The following is a 19,759-nucleotide window of genomic DNA, read 5'->3' on the forward strand; positions in this document are numbered from 1 at the left end:
CTGCCAGGAGGCGGTACCCTCTTTGACGATGTTCAGCGCTGATATTCCGACCACCCCGACCCGGCTCATGGGCTTCGGCCGGACCGCCCCATCGGTGGCCCAGGTGTTGTCCACCCCCGACGTCGAGGTGATCGCCAAGGCGGTGGCCCAGGTGGCCGACTCCCCCGGCCGGGGCGTGATCGCCCGCGGTCTGGGGCGCTCGTACGGCGACAACGCCCAGAACGGCGGCGGCCTGGTGATCGACATGACGCCGCTGAACCGCATTCATTCGATCAGCGCCCAGACCTGCCTGGCCGACGTCGACAGCGGGGTGAGCCTCGATCAGCTGATGAAGGCGGCGCTGCCGTTCGGGTTGTGGGTGCCGGTGCTGCCGGGCACCCGCCAGGTCACCGTCGGCGGCGCGATCGGCTGCGACATCCACGGCAAAAACCACCACAGCGCGGGCAGCTTCGGCAACCACGTCCGGTCGATGGACCTGCTGCTGGCCGACGGCTCGGTGCGCACCATCACCCCCGACGGCGAAGATGCCGAACTGTTCTGGGCCACCGTCGGGGGCAACGGGCTGACCGGCATCGTGCTGCGCGCCACCATCGCGATGACCCCTACCGAGACGGCGTACTTCATCGCCGACGGCGTCGCCACCCACGATCTCGACGAAACCGTCGCCGTCCACCTCGACGGCAGCGAGGAAAAGTACACCTACTCCAGTGCCTGGTTCGACCTGATCAGCCCGCCACCGAAACTGGGGCGCGCCTCGGTCAGCCGCGGCAGCCTGGCGCGACTGGACCAGCTGCCCGACAAGCTGGCCAAGAACCCGCTCAAATTCGATGCGCCGCAACTGTTGAAGGTGCCCAACGCATTTCCCGTCAGCGCGATGAACAAGTTGTCGTTCATGGCGATCGGCGAGGTCTACTACCGGCTGGGTGGTAACTACACCGGCAAGATCATGAATCTGTCCCAGTTCTACCACATGCTCGACCTGGTCAGCGGATGGAATTATGCTTACGGCCCAGCCGGTTTCGCCCAGCATCAGTTCCTGGTCCCGCCGGACGCGATGGACGAATTCAAGGCCATCATCCGATGGATCCAGACCCAAGGCCACTATTCGGCCCTCAACGTCTTCAAGCTTTTCGGCCCGGGAAACGTTGCGCCGCTGAGCTTCCCGATGGCCGGTTGGAATGTCGCGATGGACTTCCCGGTCAAGGCCGGCGTCAACGAGTTCCTCAACGAACTCGATCGACGAGTCCTGCAGTTCGGTGGCCGCGTCTACACCGCCAAGGACTCTCGGGTCAGTGCCGAGAATTTCCACGCCATGTATCCGCGCATAGACGAGTGGATCGCCTTGCGCCGCAAGGTAGATCCCGCCGGGGTGTTCGCCTCCGACATGGCCCGACGTTTGGAGCTGCTCTAGATGGTGCTGGACGCTGTCGGTAATCCTCAGTCCATCCTGTTACTCGGAGGCACTTCCGAGATCGGGCTGGCCATCTGCGAGCGGTACTTGCAGAACGCCCGCGCTCGAATCGTGCTGGCCGACTTACCCGACCACCCCCGCAAGGCCGATGCGATCGCCGCCATGCAGGCCGCCGGCGCCAAGACCGTCGAGTGGATCGACTTCGACGCCCTCCGGTCCGACGCCCACCCGGCGGTGATCGAACAAGCCTTCGCCGGCGGCGACATCGACGTCGCTATCGTCGCGTTCGGTGTCCTCGGTGACGCCGAGGAGCTGTGGCAGAACCAGCGTAAGGCCGTGCAGGCGGCCGAAATCAATTACACCGCAGCGGTTTCGGTGGGCGTGCTGCTGGGCGAGAAGATGCGCGCCCAGGGCTTCGGCCAGATCATCGCGATGAGCAGCGCCGCGGGTGAACGGGTGCGGCGGTCCAACTTCGTCTACGGTTCCACCAAGGCCGGTCTGGACGGCTTCTACCTCGGGCTCGGGGAGGCGCTGCGCGAGTTCGGGGTTCACGTGCTGGTGATCCGGCCCGGCCAGGTCCGCACCTCGACGACGATCGCGCACTGGAAGGCGACCGGCGCCAAAGAAGCCCCGCTGACCGTCGACAAGGAGTACGTAGCCGACCTCGCGGTGACCGCGGCCGCCAAAGGTAAGGAATTGGTTTGGGCACCAGCAACATTCCGTTACGTGATGATGGTGTTGCGACACGTCCCGCGGAAGATCTTCCGCAGGCTGCCCATCTGACCATGCGCAACGCGCTGGCCACGCTGGGCCAGATGGCGGTGGCCGCACTGGTGGCCACCGCGGTCGCGGTGGTGTCGCTGACCGCGATCTCGCGGGTCCAGTGGCCGGCCTACCCGTCGTCCAACCAGTTGCATGCGCTGACCACCGTCGGCCAGGTGGGTTGCCTGGCCGGGCTGCTGGCCGTCGGCCTGGTGTGGCGGCACAGTCGCTGGCGGCGGCTGGCCCAACTGGGTGGGCTGGTGTTCGTCTCCGCGTTCACCGTCGTGACCCTGGGCATGCCGTTGGGGGCTACCAAGCTTTATCTGTTCGGCATCTCGGTGGACCAGCAGTTCCGCACCGAATACCTGACCCGCCTGGCCGACAGCCCCGCCCTGCGCGACATGACCTATCAGGGGCTGCCGCCGTTCTACCCGCCGGGCTGGTTCTGGATCGGCGGGCGCGCCGCGGCGCTGACCGGGACCCCGGCCTGGGAGATGTTCAAGCCATGGGCGATCACCTCGATCACGGTGGCCGTTGCGGCGGCGCTGGTGCTGTGGTGGCAGCTGATCCGCTTCGAGTACGCGCTGCTGGTCACCACCGCGACCGCCGCGGTGACGCTGGCCTACAGCTCGCCGGAGCCCTACGCCGCGATGATCACGGTGCTGCTGCCGCCGGTGTTCGTGCTGACGTGGTCGGGTCTGCTGGCGGGCACGCGACCAAGTCCCCTCGCCGAACGTCACGCCAGCGTGACGGCCGAGGCCGAGCGTCACGCCAGCGTGGCGGTCGGCGAAAACGCGGTGGGGCGTCACGCCAGCGTGACGGCCGAGGCCGAGCGTCACGCCAGCGTGGCGGTCGGCGAAAACGCGGTGGGGCGTCACGCCAGCGTGACGGCCGAGGCCGAGCGTCACGCCAGCGTGGCGGTCGGCGAAAACGCGGTGGGGCGTTCGGGCTGGGCGGCAATCGTCGGCGCCGGATTGTTTCTGGGCTTCGCGGCGAACTGGTACACGCTGCTGTTCGGCTTCAGCGCGTTCACCGTGACATTGATGGCGCTCGGCCTGGCCGCGGCGCGCTGGCGGGCCCACGGCTTCGCGGCGGCACTGGATCCGCTGCGCCGGCTGGCGGTCATCGGCCTCATCGCGGCGGCGATCGCCGCCACCACCTGGCTGCCCTACCTGCTGCGAACCTTGAGCTCCCCGATCAGCAATTCCGGTAGCGCCTTCCACTATCTGCCCGCCGACGGCGCCCAGCTCACCTTCCCGATGCTGCAGTTCTCGCTGCTGGGCGCGATCTGCCTGCTCGGCACGCTGTGGCTGGTGATCCGGGCGCGCTCGTCGGTACGGGCCGGCGGGCTGGCCATCGGTGTGGCCGCCGTCTACCTCTGGTCGCTGCTGTCGATGCTGACGACGCTGGCGCGCACCACGCTGTTGTCGTTCCGGTTGCAGCCGACGCTGAGCGTGCTGTTGGTGGCCGCCGGAGTGTTCGGCTTCATCGAAGCCGTCCACGCACTCGTTCCGCGCAGCCGCGCCGTCTTCCCGGTGGCAGCGGCCGTCGGCCTCACCGGTGCCATCGCCTTCAGCCAGGACATTCCCGACGTGCTGCGACCCGACCTCACCATCGCCTACACCGACACCGGCGGCGACGGGCAACGCGGCGACCGGCGTCCGCCCGGCTCGGAGAAGTACTACCCGGCCGTCGACGCCGCCATCCGGAAGGTGACCGGCAGGCCCCGCGACCAGACCGTGGTGCTCACCGCCGACTACAGCTTCCTGTCGTTCTACCCGTACTGGGGTTTCCAAGGCTTGACGTCGCACTACGCCAACCCGCTGGCCCAGTTCGACAAGCGGGCCGCCCAGATCGAGAGCTGGACGCAACTCAAAACCGCCGACGAGTTGATCCACGCGCTGGACAACCTGCCGTGGCCGCCGCCGACCGTCTTCCTGATGCGCCGCGGCGCGAACAACACCTACACCCTGCGGCTGGCCGAGGACGTCTACCCCAACCAGCCCAACGTCCGGCGCTACACGGTGGACTTCAAGGCGGCCCTGTTCGCCGACCCGCGCTTCGCCGTCGAGACCATCGGCCCCTTCGTGGTGGCCGTCCGCAAGCCGGGCGCCTGATGGCGACCGAAGCCTCGCCCCAGGCGGTCAACGAATTACCATCTACCTCCGTGAGCGACGCGGGAGCTAACTACCGGCTCGCCCGGCTCGTCGCCGTCGTCGCCGGTCTGCTGGGGACGATTCTTGCGCTGGCCACGCCGTTGCTGCCGGTCCGGCAGACCACCGCCCAGCTCAACTGGCCGCAGAACGGCACCTTCGGCAGCGTCGAAGCGCCGCTGATCTCCTATGTGGCCACCGACCTGAACATCAGCGTGCCCTGTCAGGCCGCGGCCGGGCTGGCCGGACCGCAGAACGCGGCCAAGACGGTGTTGCTGTCCACGGTGCCCAAGCAGGCGCCGAAGGCCATCGACCGCGGATTGCTGTTGCAGCGGGTCAACGAGGACCTGGTGCTGATCGTGCGCAACGTCCCGGTGGTCACGGCCCCGATGAGCGAGGTGCTGGGGCCGTCCTGCCAGCGCCTGACGTTCACCGCGCACGCCGACCGGGTGACCGGCGAATTCGTCGGGCTCAAACAGGGCCCCACCACCGAACACCCCGGGGAGCCGCTGCGCGGCGAGAAGAGCGGCTACGACTTCCGGCCGCAGATCGTGGGCGTGTTCACCGACCTGTCCGGGCCGGCGCCGCCGGGCCTGAGCTTCTCGGCGACCGTCGACAGCCGCTACTCCAGCAGCCCCACCACGCTGAAGATGGCCGCGATGATCCTCGGCCTGGTGCTGACGGCGGCCTCGCTGGTCGCGCTGCACGTGCTGGACACCGCCGACGGCACCCGGCACCGGCGGTTCCTGCCGTCGCGCTGGTGGTCGGTCGGCGGGCTGGACGCATTGGTGATCGCGGTGCTCACCTGGTGGCACTTCGTCGGCGCGAACACCTCCGACGACGGCTACATCCTGACCATGGCCCGGGTGTCCGAGCACGCCGGATACATGGCCAACTACTACCGCTGGTTCGGCACCCCCGAGGCGCCGTTCGGCTGGTACTACGACCTGCTGGCGCTGTGGGCGCACGTCAGCACCGCCAGCGTCTGGATGCGACTGCCCACTCTGGCGATGGCGCTGACCTGCTGGTGGGTGATCAGCCGGGAGGTCATCCCGCGGCTGGGTTACGCCGTCAAGAAGAGCCGCGCCGCGGCATGGACGGCGGCGGGCATGTTCCTGGCGGTGTGGCTGCCGCTGGACAACGGGCTGCGTCCCGAGCCGATCATCGCCCTGGGCATCCTGCTGACCTGGTGCTCGATCGAACGCGCCGTGGCCACCAGCCGGCTGTTGCCGGTCGCGATGGCCTGCATCATCGGTGCCCTGACGCTGTTCTCCGGGCCGACCGGCATCGCCTCCATCGGCGCGCTGCTGGTCGCGATCGGCCCGCTGCGCACCATCCTGCACCGGCGCTCCAAACGGTTCGGCATCGTGGCGCTGGTCTCCCCGATCCTGGCCGCCGCCACCGTCACCGCGATCCTGATCTTCCGCGACCAGACGCTGGCCGGCGAGGCGCAGGCGAGCATGCTCAAGCGGGCCGTGGGTCCCAGCCTGAAATGGTTCGACGAGCACATCCGCTACGAACGGTTGTTCATGCCCAGCCCGGACGGGTCGGTGGCGCGCCGCTTCGCGGTGCTGGCATTGCTCCTCGCGCTGGCGGTCGCGGTGGCGATGTCGTTGCGCAAGGGGCGGATTCCGGGCACCGCGGCCGGACCGAGCCGCCGCATCATCGGCATCACCATCATCTCGTTCCTGGCGATGATGTTCACCCCCACCAAGTGGACGCACCACTTCGGGGTGTTCGCCGGGCTGGCCGGTTCGCTGGGCGCGCTGGCCGCGGTGGCGGTGACGGAGGCGGCGATGCGGTCCCGGCGCAACCGCACCGTGTTCGCGGCCGCGGTGATCTTCGTGATGGCGATGTCGTTCGCCAGCGTCAACGGCTGGTGGTACGTGTCGAATTTCGGTGTGCCCTGGTCGAATTCGTTCCCGAAGTGGCGGTGGTCGCTGACCACGGCCCTGCTCGAACTCACCGTCGTGGTGCTGCTGATCGCCGCCTGGTTCCACTTCGTCGCCGACAACGACGACGGGCCCCCCAAGACGCGCTTCGGCGCCCGCATTACCCGGATTCTGCAGTCGCCGTTGGCAATCGCCACCTGGCTGCTGGTGCTGATGGAGGTCGCGTCGCTGACGATGGCGATGATCTCCCAATACCCGGCGTGGTCGGTGGGCCGGTCCAACCTACAGGCGCTCACCGGCAAGACCTGCGGGCTGGCCGAGGACGTGCTGGTCGAGCTTGACCCCGACGCGGGCATGCTGGCGCCGGTGTCCGCCCCGGTGGGCGAGGCCCTGGGTGCGGGACTGTCGGAAGCGTTCACGCCCAACGGGATTCCCGCCGACGTGTCCGCCGACCCGGTGATGGAGCGCCCCGGTGACCGCAGCTTCGTCAACGACGACGGAATGATCACCGGCACCGAGGCCGGCACCGAAGGCGGTACCACCGCTGCGCCCGGAATCAACGGCTCGCGCGCCCGGTTGCCGTTCAACCTGGATCCGGCTCGGGTGCCGGTGCTGGGGAGCTGGCGATCGGGCATCCAGGTGCCGGCGATGTTGCGGTCCGGCTGGTACCGGTTGCCCGCGAGTGGTGAGCGGAAGAACACACCGTTGTTGGTGGTCACCGCGGCCGGCCGGTTCGACGCGCGGGAGGTCCAGGTGCAGTGGGCCACCGACGACGAGGCGGCAGCCGGAAAACACAGCGGCGCAATGTCGTTCGCCGACGTCGGAGCATCCCCGGCGTGGCGCAACCTGCGGGTTGCGTTGTCCGCGATCCCCGACACGGCGACGCAGATCCGATTGGTGGCCGACGACAACGACCTGGCGCCGCAGCACTGGATCGGCCTGACGCCGCCGCGGATTCCCAAACTGCGGACCTTGCAGGACGTGGTGGGCTCCAAGGATCCCGTCTTTCTCGATTGGCTGGTGGGGCTGGCGTTCCCCTGTCAGCGCCCGTTCGGCCATCAGAACGGTGTGGTCGAGCCGCCCAAGTGGCGCATCCTGCCGGACCGCTTCGGCGCCGAGGCCAACTCACCGGTGATGGACAACCTCGGCGGCGGGCCGCTGGGCATCACCGAACTGCTGGTGCACGCGACCACGGTGGCCAGCTACCTGAAGGACGATTGGTCTCGGGATTGGGGTGCGCTGCAACGCTTTACGCCCTACTACCCCGACGCGGTGCCGGCCCGACTGGAGCTGGGCACGGTGACCCGCAGCGGACTGTGGAATCCGGCGCCGCTGCGCAAGAGCTGAGCGCGTATCACGCCATCGCGTTGTCCGGGGTGCCCGTCGATTCCGAACGGTGGCGTTGGTGAACTTTGAGGTTTGCACCGCCAGCCCGCTTCGCCTCGTACATAGCAGCATCGGCTTGCCGCAGCAGGTCGTCGAGGGAGAAGTACGGGTCGTCGACGGAGTGCGAAGCGACGCCGATGCTCGCAGTCAACGTGACCGTGTCGATGCGGGTGAACGTCAACGCCGACAGTCGGTTCAGCAGGTCGCCTGAGCCGTTCGTCTCGTTGCGAAAGACCACCAGCACCAGTTCGTCGCCACCGATGCGCGCGGTGATCTCCTCGGGGCACGCGATCGCCCGTAGCTTGACTGCCATCGCGATCAGGGCGGCATCGCCGACCGGATGCCCGTGGACATCGTTGAGCATCTTGAACCGGTCGATGTCGCACACCGCGATGACCACGGTAGTGCCTGGCCGCTGCCGCCGGATCGCGACCTCGAATGAGGCGTTCAGTCCGCGCCGGTTGCGCAGCCTGGTCAACGGGTCGTAGTGCGCGGAGCGGGCGGTTCGCCGGATCGCGCGCCGACCACCTTCGATCAGCGCCAGGCCCGCCAGCGGCACGGCGACCACCCAGGTCAGCGCGGGCATGAAATAGATGAACAAACCGAACGCACTGGCGTGGTCGACCAGCACCGCCCACGCGGTGATGCCCACGATCACCAAGGCGCCGAACGCGCAGTGCCAGGAGATCGTTTCCGCGCCCAGCAGGAAGGCGGCGAACACACCGACCAGGCCCAGATACAACGTCGCGCACAGTCGCGAGTCCGGCGTCGCCATCGTCGCGGCAGTCGCGGCGATGCCGACATCTCCCCACACGACGAAGGCCAGCGCGTAGCGGTACCTCGGCCATGGGCCGAGCAACCACACCATTCCGTAGATGACGCCGGTGCAGGCGATTCCGATCTGGACCCAGCGGGCCACTGGCCCCGCCGGGCCGCTCGGGTGAAACTGGACCGCGATAAGCAGCGCCGTCAAACCGAAGCAGCACGCCGCGGCGACCGCGCCGAACGCGCGCACCAAGCGTCCTTCGCGCAGCGCCTGCGTCGCGAAACGATATTCGCTCCTGCCCACATCGGCCCCCACGGTGCTGTTGAATTCATCCGGACGACAACCACCGGATGTCGAATGATAATTGCACGTCAACGGCAGTCATCGTCGATCATCTACTGGTCTCTACCGACGGACATCCCGAAGCTGTCCCGATATTCGGCAATCGAGTGCCGGATGCGTACCCCGTCTCGTCCTCGCGCCCGCTACGCGGCCCCGCATCCTCAACGGACTTAACCCGAATTGTCCGCCTCGTCCTCGCGCCCGCTACGCGGCCCCGCATCCTCAACGGACTTAACCCGAATTGTCCGCCTCGTCCTCGCGCCCGCTACGCGGCCCCGCATCCTCAACGGACTTAACCCCGTCGCCTACGATCGAGCCTCGTGTCCCCCGACGGTAATGAGCGATCCCACCGGGTCGCCCGCTTACTAGCCGTCGTGTCCGGGATCGCCGGCCTGCTGTTGTGCCTGCTGGTCCCGCTGCTCCCGGTGCGCCAGACCACCGCAACCATCTTCTGGCCGCAGGGCGCCGACGCGGACGGCAACATCAGCCAGATCACCGCGCCACTGGTGTCCGGGGCACCGCGGTCGCTGGACATCTCCCTGCCGTGCTCGGCGATCGCGACCCTGCCCGCCGACGGCGGCCTGGTGCTGTCCACCCTGCCCACCGACGGCTTCGAAACCGGCAAGCACGGCCTGTTCGTCAGGGCGAACAAGGACAGCGTGGTCGTCGCGTTCCGCGACACAGTGGCGGCGGCCGCACCCCGTGCCGCGATCGCAGCCGGCACCTGCCAACGGCTGCACGTCTGGGCCGACGCGGGTGGCGCCGGCGCGGACTTCGAAGGCATCCCCAACGCCGCCGGCAAGCTCTCGCCCGAGAAAAAGCCGCAGGTCGGCGGCATCTTCACCGACCTGAAGGTGCGCGCCCAGCCCGGGCTGTCGGCACGGGTCGACGTCGACACCCGGTTCATCCTCGCGCCCACCACCCTCAAGACCCTCGCGATGGGCCTGGGCGTACTGGCGATCCTGGTGGCCATCGGCGCGCTGGGAGCGCTGGACCGGCTGAGCCGCGGCGAACAAGTGCGCAACTGGCGATCGCCCATCGCCTGGCTGGCCCGCTACCGTCCCCGGCTGCACCGATCCAGGATCTGGCGGGTCGGCCTGGCCACCTGGCTCGCCGATGCCGGAGTGATCGCGACGCTGCTGGGCTGGCACGTCATCGGCGCCATCTCCTCCGACGACGGCTACAACCTGACCATCGCCCGGGTCGCACCCAAAGCCGGATACGTCGCCAACTACTACCGCTACTTCGGCACTACGGACGCACCCTTCGACTGGTACCTGAGCGTGCTGGCCAAGATGGCCGCGGTGAGCACGGCCGGCGTATGGATGCGGCTGCCCGCCACCCTGGCCGGGATCGCGTGCTGGCTGATCATCAGCCGCTGCGTACTGCGCCGGCTGGGTCCGGGAGTCAATGGCCTGGCGGCCAACCGCGTCGCGGTGTGGACGGCGGGCGCGGTGTTCGTGGCCGCCTGGCTGCCGTTCAACAACGGTCTGCGTCCCGAACCGCTGATCGCGCTGGGCGTGCTGGCCACCTGGATGATGGTGGAGCGCTCGATCGCGCTGGCCAGGCTGGCCGCCGCGGCGGTCGCCATCATCGTCGCCGTGTTCACCGTGACGCTGGCCCCGCAAGGACTGATCGCGGTCGCGCCGCTGCTGACCGGCGCGCGCGCCATCGCCCAGACGATCCGGCGCCGGCGCCCCACCGACGGGGTGCTCGCGCCGCTCGCGGTACTGGCGGCGTCGGGATCGCTCATCTTCGTGGTGGTGTTCCGCTCCCAGACCCTGGCCACCGTCGCCGAATCGGCCCGCATCAAGTACACGGTCGGCCCGACCATCGCCTGGTACCAGGATTTCCTGCGCTACTACTTCCTCACCGTGGAGAGCAACGCCGACGGCTCGATGGCGCGCCGGTTCGCCGCGCTGATCCTGCTGTTGTGCATGTTCGGGATGCTGTTCGTGCTGCTGCGCCGCGGCCGGGTGCCCGGACTGGCCACCGGGCCGGCCTGGCGGCTGATCGGTACCACCGCGATCGGCCTGCTGCTGCTGACGTTCACCCCGACCAAGTGGGCGATCCAATTCGGCATCTTCGCCGGACTGGCCGGTGCGCTGGGCGCGGTCACCGGCTTCAGCGTGGCCCGGATCGGCCTGCACAGCCGACGCAACCTGGCGCTCTACGTCACCGCGCTGCTGTTCGTGCTGGCCTGGGCCACCTCCGGGATCAACGGCTGGTTCTACGTCGGCAACTACGGTGTCCCCTGGTACGACATCCAGCCCGTGGTCGCCAGCCACCCGGTGACGTCGATGTTCCTGATGCTGTCGATCCTCACCGGACTTCTGGCCGCCTGGTACCACTTCCGGATGGACTACGCCGGCCACACCGAGGTCAAGAACAACCGGCGCAACCGGGTACTGGCCTCCACCCCCCTGCTGGTGGTGGCGGTGATCATGGTGCTGGGCGAGGTCGGCTCGATGGCCAAGGGCGCGGTGTTCCGCTACCCGCTGTACACCACGGGCAAGGCCAACCTGCGCGCCATCGAATCCGGCCTGTCACCCAACAGCTGCGCGATGGCCGACGACGTGCTGGCCGAACCCGACTCCAATGCCGGGATGCTGCAACCGGTTCCGGGTCAGCAGTTCGGCCCGGACGGCCCGCTCGGCGGCGTCAACCCGGTCGGCTTCAAGCCCGAGGGCGTCGGGGAGAACCTGCAGTCCGATCCCGTCATCAGCAAACCCGGCGTGGTCAACTCAGACGCCTCCCCCAACAAGCCCAACGCCGCCATCACCGACTCCGCCGGAACCGCCGGTGGCAAAGGCCCGGTCGGTGTGAACGGCTCGCACGCGGCGCTGCCGTTCGGGCTGGACCCCGCCCGCACACCGGTGATGGGCAGCTACGGCGAGAACGCCCTGGCCGCGCGGGCCACCTCGGCCTGGTACCAGTTGCCGCCGCGGCGACCGGACCGGCCGCTGGTGGTGGTCTCGGCCGCGGGCGCCATCTGGTCCTACAAGGAGGACGGCGACTTCATGTACGGCCAGTCGCTGAAACTGCAGTGGGGTGTGGCCAAACCCGACGGCAGCATTGCGCCGCTCGGCGAGGTGTTCCCGATCGACCTCGGTCCGCAACCCGCGTGGCGCAACCTGCGGTTCCCGTTCCTGTGGGCCCCGCCGGAGGCCAACGTGGCCCGCATCGTCGCCTACGACCCGAACCTGAGCTCCGAGCAGTGGTTCGCCTTCACCCCGCCGCGGGTACCGGAGCTCGAGCCGCTGCAGCAGCTGATCGGGTCGCAGAACCCGGTCCTGATGGACATCGCGACCGCCGCGAACTTCCCGTGCCAGCGGCCGTTCACCGAGCATCTCGGCATCGCCGAACTGCCGCAGTACCGGATCCTGCCCGACCACAAGCAGACCGCGGTGTCGTCGAACCTGTGGCAGTCGGCGGGCACCGGTGGGCCGTTCATGTTCACCCAGGCCCTGCTGTGGACGTCGACGATCTCGACGTACCTGTCGGGCGACTGGTATCGCGACTGGGGTTCGGTCGAGCAGTACCACCGGCTGGTGCCGGCCGACAAAGCGCCGGAGGCAACCGTGAACCAAGGCGTGGTGACCGTGCCCGGCTGGAGCCGGCAAGGACCGATCCGGGCGCTGCCATGACGACCAGCGAGGACACCGGCGCGGTTTCCGGCGCGAGCAGTCGCAAAAGCCCCCTAGATGGCGCTGATCCGGGGGCCTTTGCGTCTACTCGCGCAACGAGGTGGGTCGCCACCATCGCTGGGCTGGTCGGATTCCTGCTGTCTGTCGCCACGCCGCTGCTGCCGGTCGTGCAGACCACCGCCATGCTGAACTGGCCGCAGAACGGCCAGCTGAACAGCGTGACCTCGCCGCTGATCTCACTGACACCGGTGGACTTCAAGGCGTCGGTGCCGTGCAGCATCGAACGGGACATGCCCGCCGACGGCGGCGTCATCTTGGGCACCGCACCCAAGCAAGGCAAGGACGCCAACCTCAACGCGCTGTTCGTCGTCGTCAGCGCCAAGCGCGTCGACGTCACCGACCGCAACGTGGTGATCCTGTCGGTGCCGCGTGAACTGATGCGCTCCCCGAACTGCGAACGCATCGACGTCACCTCCACCCATGCCGGCACCTTCGCCGAATTCGTCGGGCTCAAGGACCCCCGTGGCGCCCCGCTACGCAGCGGCTTCCCCGACCCCAACCTGCGCCCGCAGATCGTCGGGGTGTTCACCGACCTCACCGGGCCCGCACCGCCCCAGCTCAAGCTCTCGGCGACCGTAGACACCCGCTTCTCCACCACCCCGACCACGCTGAAGCTGCTGGCCATGGTCGGCGCGATCGTGTCCACCGCCATCGCCCTGATCGCGCTGTGGCGGCTCGACCAGCTCGACGGTCACCGGATGCGGCGCTGGATCCCGGCCAACTGGCGCAAATTCACCCTGCTGGACGGCGTGATGATCGTCGCGTTCCTGCTCTGGCACGTGATCGGGGCCAACTCGTCGGACGACGGCTACATCCTGGGCATGGCGCGGGTGGCCGACCACGCCGGCTACATGTCCAACTACTTCCGCTGGTTCGGCAGTCCCGAGGACCCGTTCGGCTGGTACTACAACCTGCTGGCCCTGATGACCCACGTCAGCGACGCCAGCATCTGGATGCGGCTGCCCGACCTGTTCGCCGGGCTGGTGTGCTGGTTGCTGCTGTCGCGGGAGGTGCTGCCCCGACTCGGCCCCGCAGTGACGGCCAGCAAGCCCGCCAACTGGGCCGCGGCGATGGTGCTGCTGACCGCGTGGATGCCGTTCAACAACGGGCTGCGGCCCGAGGGGATCATCGCGCTCGGCTCGCTGGTGACCTACGTGCTGATCGAGCGGTCGATGCGCTACAGCCGCCTGACGCCGGCGGCGCTGGCCATCATCACCGCGGCGTTCACCCTGGGTGTGCAGCCGACCGGCCTGATCGCGGTGGCCGCGCTGGTGGCCGGTGGCCGCCCGATCCTGCGGATCCTGGTCAAACGCCGTCGCATGGTCGGCGGCACGCTGCCGCTGCTGTCGCCGTTGCTGGCCGCCGGCACGGTGATCCTGACCGTGGTGTTCGCCGACCAGACGTTGTCGACGGTGTTGGAGGCCACCAGAGTTCGCAGCAAGATCGGGCCCAGCCAGGCCTGGTACACCGAGAACCTGCGCTACTACTACCTGTTCCTACCCACCGTCGACGGATCGCTGTCGCGCCGGTTCGGATTCTTGATCGCCGCGTTGTGCCTTTTCACCGGGGTGTTCATCATGTTGCGGCGCAAGCGGATTCCCGGCGTGGCCCGCGGGCCCGCGTGGCGGCTGATGGGCGTCATATTCGGCACCATGTTCTTCCTGATGTTCGCCCCCACCAAGTGGGTGCACCACTTCGGCCTGTTCGCCGCGGTGGGCGCCGCGATGGCCGCGTTGACCACGGTGCTGGTGTCGCCGGCGGTGCTGCGCTGGTCGCGCAACCGGATGGCTTTCCTGGCGGCGGTGTTGTTTGTGGTGGCCCTGTGCTTCGCCACCACCAACGGCTGGTGGTACGTGTCCAGCTACGGGGTGCCGTTCAACAGCACGATGCCCAAGATCGCCGGAATCACGGTCAGCACAATGTTTTTCGTGCTGTTCACGCTGGCTGCGGTGTACGCCGCGTGGCTGCACTTCGCCCCGCGCGGCAGCGGGGAGGGGCGGATCACCACCTGGCTCACCACGGCGCCGGTGGCGCTGGCGGCCGGGTTCATGGCGCTGGTTTTCGTCGCCTCGATGGGGATCGGCATCGTGCGGCAGTACCCCACCTACTCCAATGGCTGGTCGAACCTGCGGGCGTTCACCGGCGGCTGCGGCCTGGCCGACGACGTGCTGGTCGAGCCGGACCCCAACGACGGCTTCATGGCGCCACTGCCGGGCGACTACGGTCCGCTCGGTCCGCTGGGCGGGTCCAACCCGGTCGGCTTCTCCCCGAACGGGGTGCCGGAGCACACCGTCGCCGAGGCGATGGTGATGAAGCCGAACCAGCCCGGCACCGACTACGACTGGGATGCGCCGACCAAGCTGAAAGCCCCTGGCGTCAACGGATCGACGGTGCCGCTGCCGTATCAGCTCGACCCGGCGCGGGTGCCGCTGGCCGGCACCTACACCACCGGCGCCCAGCAACAGAGCCGGCTGGCCTCGGCCTGGTACACGCTGCCCAAGGCCGACGACGGGCATCCGCTGGTGGTGATCACCGCGGCGGGCAAGATCACCGGCAACAGCGTGCTGCACCACTACACCACCGGCCAGACGGTGGTATTGGAGTACGCCCGGCCCGGCGCCGGTCCGCTGGTGCCCGCCGGGCGCTTGATCCCCGACGACCTGTACGGGGAACAGCCCAAGGCGTGGCGCAACCTACGGTTCGCTCGCGACAAGATGCCGGCCGACGCCGTCGCCGTGCGGGTGGTGGCCGAAGACTTGTCGCTGACGCCGGAGGACTGGATCGCGATCACCCCGCCGCGGGTGCCCGAACTGCGGTCGCTGCAGGAGTACGTCGGGTCCACTCAGCCGGTGCTGCTGGACTGGGCGGTCGGGCTGGCCTTCCCGTGCCAGCGGCCGATGCTGCACACCAACGGCGTCACCGAGATCCCGCGGTTCCGCATCACACCGGACTACTCGGCCAAGAAGCTGGACACCGACACTTGGGAGGACGGCGTCAACGGCGGCCTGCTCGGGATCACCGACCTGCTGCTGCGTGCGCACGTGATGGCCACGTACCTGTCGCGGGACTGGGCGCGGGATTGGGGGTCGCTGCGCAAGTTCGACACGCTGGTCGACGCCCCGCCCGCCCGGCTGGATCTGGGCGAGGCCACTCGCAGCGGACTCTGGTCACCGGGGCAGATCCGCATCAAGCCCTAGGCAGGAACACGGTCCGCGGGCCGGCGCCGGTGTCGGCCCAGTTCCGCTCAACCTCGCTGAGTGGGACGGGGCGGGCCGCGATCTGCAACGCACCGGAGCAGACCGGCGTGATCAGCTCGGGCAACTCCGCTAGGAAATCGGCGTCCGGTATGGAGCCGAACCCGCTGCCGACAATCTCAAACGGCCGCTTGCGCAGCACTGCCGCCGCAACGGCGGCCTCGGTGCCGGCCATCCCGCCGATCTGGACCCACCGCAGCGGCTGGTCGGGGTCGGCTCGGTGGACGGCAAGCGCGGTCATGACCTGCGCGGCGACCTCTCCCCACAGGTAGTCCAGCACGACGTCGACGGAGTCCGCGGCGGCGGCGATGTCGGCGGCGGACCGTTCGGCGCCGAGCGCAATGGTGGCGTCGGCGCCCAGCCGGGCGGCCTCGGCGAGCCGGTCCGGGTTGCGGCCCGCCCCGACCACCCGGCTCGCACCCAGCAGCTTGGCGACCTGCACGGCCATCAGGCCCGAGGACCCGGTGGCGCCGAGCACCAACACGCTGTTCCCGGCGGCGAAGGCGCTGCGTCGGCGCAGCGCCATCCATGCCGACATGGCCGGGTTCGTCGCGGCCGCGACCTGGACGGCGTCGGCGCCGGCGGGCAGTTCGAAGCTGCGGCGCGGGTCGATCACCGCCCGCTGGGCCATCGCCCCGTCGGCCACGAAATAGCGCAGCGAGCCGTCCGGCATCCGCGCGACACCGTCGGCGCCGGCCACCTGCGGCAGCACCGCGGTGCTGCTGTAGTGCAGGCCGGCCGCTTTGGCGCGGACCAGCTGGTGCAGCCCCGCTGCGACGACGTCGACGACTATTTCGCCGTCGCGCTTGGGCACGGGGTCGGGCACCTCGAGGTAGCCCGGCGGGGCATCGAAGCTGGTGACAACGGCAGCATGCACGGCAAGCTCCTTCAATTCAGTTCGATGAGCGGCGGCCGCTAGCGGGGCCGCGGCAGCGGCGGCGTCTGGTTCAGCACGGCGCCGCCGCCGTCCAGCGCCTGCACTTGGTAGTACCCGTCCGGCTTGTCCCGCAACGGAATTGGCGTGTCATAGCCCGACCAGTCGACAGTGGCCACCTCCGTCATCGCGTTGCTCAGCGTGCCGTGCAGCAGCCGCCACCGGGCCACCGTGGTGGCGCCGTTCCAGCTGGCGCGAATGCCGTTGTCGGTGAACATTAGTTGCGGCGGCAACACCGGGTCGCCCGTCCATTCGTCGAGGAACGCGCGATAGGTGCCGTCGGTCAGGGTGGCGTCGTAGAGCATGTCGCCGTCGGCGGCGAATTCGGCGATGTGCCCGGCGGTGCCCCAGCCGGAAAACGCGGTGCCGCCGGGAAGTTGCTGCAGGTTGCCCATCGCGCCCGCGCTCAGGTTGCCGGGGTGTGGCTGCGCGCGCACCAGGGTGGCGGTGCGGGCGGCGAAATCCAGTCGGATCCATTTCAGCCGGGTGGGGACGGATCCGCCGCCGGGTTGGGCACGGCTGCCTTCGAAATGGTTGTCGAACACCGTCAGCGTGGTGGGGTCCGGCATCTCGGCGTCGTGCTGGAACGCGAACTCGACACCGTCGCCGAGCTCGAATGTCGAGTGCTTGCCGCCCAGCTGCCAGTTGATCGCGCCGCTGCGCGGGTCGATGTTGAACACCGTGGACACCGCCCGCAGGCTGATCAGCAAGTTGCCCGCGGGGTCCAGCGCGATCGAGTTCATGTGGTACGGGTCGAACACCTCGCCCGGGGCGTGCTTCTCCGGCGAGTCCGCCACCGGCACATGGCTGAGCGCATCCCACTGGAACAGTGTTTTGCGCGTCGCCACGTCGACCACTGTGGCGATACAGTTGAAGATCCGGCCGTCTTTGGGGCCGCCGACAGCGGTGAGGTCGGTTGTCACCTCCTGGTAGGCGGTGATTAGGGCGTGCCCATCGGGGGTGAGCCGGAACTCGTGGATGTCCGAGGACAGGTCGCCGCCGGGAGTCAGGGTGGTGAGCACGTTGTAGTGCTGGTCGGCGATGCAGTTGAAGCCGATGCCGTGGCTGCCCATCCGCAGGCCCTGCCACCAGGTGAGCACCGGCCTGCCCTGATAGGTCTGCACGCGTAGGTTGCCGCCGACCTGGCCGGGCGGCAGTTCGCGCTGCCACACCACCCGGCCGGCCTTGTCGGCGATCACCAGGACCGAGACGCCGCCGCCTGCGGTGGGATTGGCCGCCGAGGTGCCGGAGACGAAGAACACGTAGCCGGGTGCGCCGCCGGGTTTGTCGACGTTGACGGTGTAGCCCAACGACTGCGCTGACACCGCGTTGTTGCCGGGCGGGGGCGGCGGCGAGGGTGCATTGGGCGCCGGTTTGTGGTCGGTCGAACTGCACGCCACCGCCGTTGCCGCCAAGGCGCCACCGGCCAGCATTCCGAATCGTCGCCTCGATATCCCGTTGGGCACCTGGCCATTACATCAGGCGGCGCTGGGTGCCCGGATGAAACACTGAGCTGCATGGTCTCGACGCGGCTGGGCATCGCCATGCTGGTGGGGTGCGTGTGCGTCGGATGCGCGGCGGCGCCGCCGGCGGGGCCCGGATCGGCGTCGCGACCGCGGTACGTCGCGATGGGTGATTCCTTCGCGGCCGCGCCTGGCGTGCCGGAGCGGGCCGCGCCCAGAAATTGCCACAAATCGACCAACAACTATCCGGCCATACTGGCGCGGCGCCTGGCGGCCACCACATTCCGCGACGTGACCTGCAGCGGCGCGACCACCGACGACATCTACAGTCGCGCTCAGCAGACTGGCGACGGCCTGGTGCCGCGACAACTCGACGCGCTCGACGCAACCACGGAACTGATCACGATCACAGTCGGCGCCAATGACGTCGGACTGGCCGCCGACGCCGAATCCTGCGAGGTCAAAGGCTCGAATCCGAGGCCCTGCAGCGAAAAACTCGTCGTCGATCAGGTCGACAGCGTCTCCCGGCTGATCTCCGAGCAGGCGCCGGTATGGGCCGCGATGCTCGACGAGGTCCGCGCGCGGGCGCCGCACGCCCGAATCATCGTGGTGGGATACGGGCTGTTCTTACGGACCGACGGCTGTTACCCCGAGCAGCCGATCCTGCCGGCCGACGCCAATTATCTGCAGGCGAAGATCGATGAGCTCGACGATCGGCAACGGCAGCTCGCGACGCAAAAGGGCGTCGAATTCTTCGACACCCGTGCGATGTCGCGGGACCACGACATGTGCGCACCGCCCGCGGAGCGATATGTGGAGGGCTATGCCACCAGGAATCGTGCGGTGCCACTGCATCCGACCGCATTGGGCGCGGCGGCCATTGGCAACGCGCTGACCGATTATTTGGTGCTCTCGGAGAACAGGTGACGCGTAAAAGCGGCGCCAGTTGTGCCGAAAGCTCCCGCTCAACAGCGCTTTTCGCGACGTCGAACAGGTCGAGGCCGATGGCCGGATATTGACGTCCACTTGAATTCGTAATCCCGCATCGGAACGCAATCAAGATCAAATTGGTACTTAACCGAACAAACGGTCAATGCGGACGGGAACCGAATGTTTGGTTTCTTCGAATCGGGTCAATAGAAGAATCGCCATCAGTGCGCAATCAGAGATGGGTAGGCCAATGCGTGCGATTCATCTGGGAATACCGGCAGCGACAATCACCGTGCTCACCGCTTCGACGCTGCTCCTCGGAACGGGCGCGGCCGGCGCCACCGGAACGATACCGATCTACGCCGCGCTCCGAAACTGCGACTTCAGCCGAGTCCAGACCTCCGTGGAGGTGCCGCATCCCAACATGGGTCACGGCACCGCCCAGTTCACCAGTACCGGATCGAGCATCGCCGCCCACGTCCAACTGGTCGTCGCCGGCGAACCCGGCCACCACTTCGACGTCGGCCTGATCCAGGAACCGTTGCCGTCGTCGGCGAGCTGCGGTCCCGGCGCCCCGGGCAGCACATTCACCGGTGCGGACACCGATGGGAGCGGCCAGCTGGACGTCACCCTGCAAGCGCCGATTCGGCAGGGCGCGACCGGCGCCTGGGTCGTGGTCGAGTCGCCCAACCCGCACAACAACGCCCCAGCCGAGTTCTACTCCACCGAATACTTGGCGCCCGTATAAGCCGAAACGAT

11 protein-coding genes are annotated in these 19,759 nt (G+C 68.5%); 8 read left to right on the forward strand and 3 right to left on the reverse strand.

Translation table 11 applies throughout. The features are described from left to right. Positions 1 to 28: 28 nt before the first annotated feature. Genes MKCMC460_RS00870 through MKCMC460_RS00885 form a run of 4 tightly spaced genes read left to right on the forward strand, consistent with a single transcriptional unit; the run spans position 29 to position 7,565 of the window. Positions 29 to 1,411 carry an FAD-binding oxidoreductase gene (locus MKCMC460_RS00870; RefSeq protein ID WP_236979040.1) on the forward strand — a complete coding sequence of 461 codons (1,383 nt, stop codon included), beginning with the start codon at positions 29 to 31 and terminating at the stop codon, positions 1,409 to 1,411. Beyond that, entirely contained in the window at positions 1,412 to 2,194 is a 783-nt protein-coding gene (locus tag MKCMC460_RS00875; protein WP_236979042.1) for a decaprenylphospho-beta-D-erythro-pentofuranosid-2-ulose 2-reductase, read from the forward strand. Positions 2,195 to 2,196: 2 nt separating this feature from the next. Continuing rightward, positions 2,197 to 4,290 (forward strand): galactan 5-O-arabinofuranosyltransferase, encoded by a 2,094-nt coding sequence (locus MKCMC460_RS00880; RefSeq protein WP_236979044.1) that lies wholly within the window; start codon positions 2,197 to 2,199, stop codon positions 4,288 to 4,290. Next, positions 4,290 to 7,565, forward strand: a complete 3,276-nt coding sequence (locus tag MKCMC460_RS00885; protein WP_238305198.1) for an arabinosyltransferase domain-containing protein — start codon at positions 4,290 to 4,292, stop codon at positions 7,563 to 7,565. The genes MKCMC460_RS00880 and MKCMC460_RS00885 overlap by 1 nt, the downstream gene beginning before the upstream one ends. A 7-nt stretch (positions 7,566 to 7,572) precedes the next feature. Here the strand turns inward: MKCMC460_RS00885 and MKCMC460_RS00890 are convergent, their stop codons facing one another. After that, entirely contained in the window at positions 7,573 to 8,619 is a 1,047-nt protein-coding gene (locus MKCMC460_RS00890) for a GGDEF domain-containing protein (protein ID WP_236979053.1), read from the reverse strand. Between the two features lie 413 nt (positions 8,620 to 9,032). On the opposite strand from MKCMC460_RS00890, the gene MKCMC460_RS00895 reads away from it, so the two are divergent. After that, on the forward strand, positions 9,033 to 12,359 hold the full coding sequence (locus MKCMC460_RS00895; RefSeq protein WP_236979055.1) for an arabinosyltransferase domain-containing protein: 3,327 nt from the start codon (positions 9,033 to 9,035) through the stop codon (positions 12,357 to 12,359). After that, positions 12,356 to 15,616, forward strand: a complete 3,261-nt coding sequence (embB, locus tag MKCMC460_RS00900) for an arabinosyltransferase EmbB (RefSeq protein WP_238305199.1) — start codon at positions 12,356 to 12,358, stop codon at positions 15,614 to 15,616. The genes MKCMC460_RS00895 and embB overlap by 4 nt, the downstream gene beginning before the upstream one ends. Here embB and MKCMC460_RS00905 read toward each other — a convergent pair. Together MKCMC460_RS00905 and MKCMC460_RS00910 are read right to left on the reverse strand one after the other, a co-directional pair. Further along, a complete protein-coding gene (locus MKCMC460_RS00905) occupies positions 15,606 to 16,550 on the reverse strand; it encodes a zinc-binding dehydrogenase (protein WP_236979064.1) in 945 nt (314 codons plus the stop codon). The two genes, embB and MKCMC460_RS00905, sit on opposite strands and share 11 nt — an antisense overlap. A 38-nt stretch (positions 16,551 to 16,588) precedes the next feature. Then, a complete protein-coding gene (locus MKCMC460_RS00910) occupies positions 16,589 to 18,073 on the reverse strand; it encodes an arylsulfotransferase family protein (RefSeq protein ID WP_238305200.1) in 1,485 nt (494 codons plus the stop codon). Between the two features lie 51 nt (positions 18,074 to 18,124). Here MKCMC460_RS00910 and MKCMC460_RS00915 point away from each other — a divergent pair, with 51 nt between their 5' ends. Both MKCMC460_RS00915 and MKCMC460_RS00920 read left to right on the forward strand, forming a co-directional pair. After that, complete coding sequence (locus MKCMC460_RS00915) at positions 18,125 to 18,997, forward strand: SGNH/GDSL hydrolase family protein (RefSeq protein ID WP_236979069.1); 873 nt, start codon at positions 18,125 to 18,127, stop codon at positions 18,995 to 18,997. Positions 18,998 to 19,250: 253 nt separating this feature from the next. Then, complete coding sequence (locus MKCMC460_RS00920; protein WP_236979071.1) at positions 19,251 to 19,748, forward strand: hypothetical protein; 498 nt, start codon at positions 19,251 to 19,253, stop codon at positions 19,746 to 19,748. The last annotated feature ends 11 nt before the right edge of the window (positions 19,749 to 19,759 follow it).

The sequence above is a fragment of the Mycobacterium sp. 20KCMC460 genome (assembly GCF_022179425.1).
Classification (GTDB): domain Bacteria; phylum Actinomycetota; class Actinomycetes; order Mycobacteriales; family Mycobacteriaceae; genus Mycobacterium; species Mycobacterium kiyosense.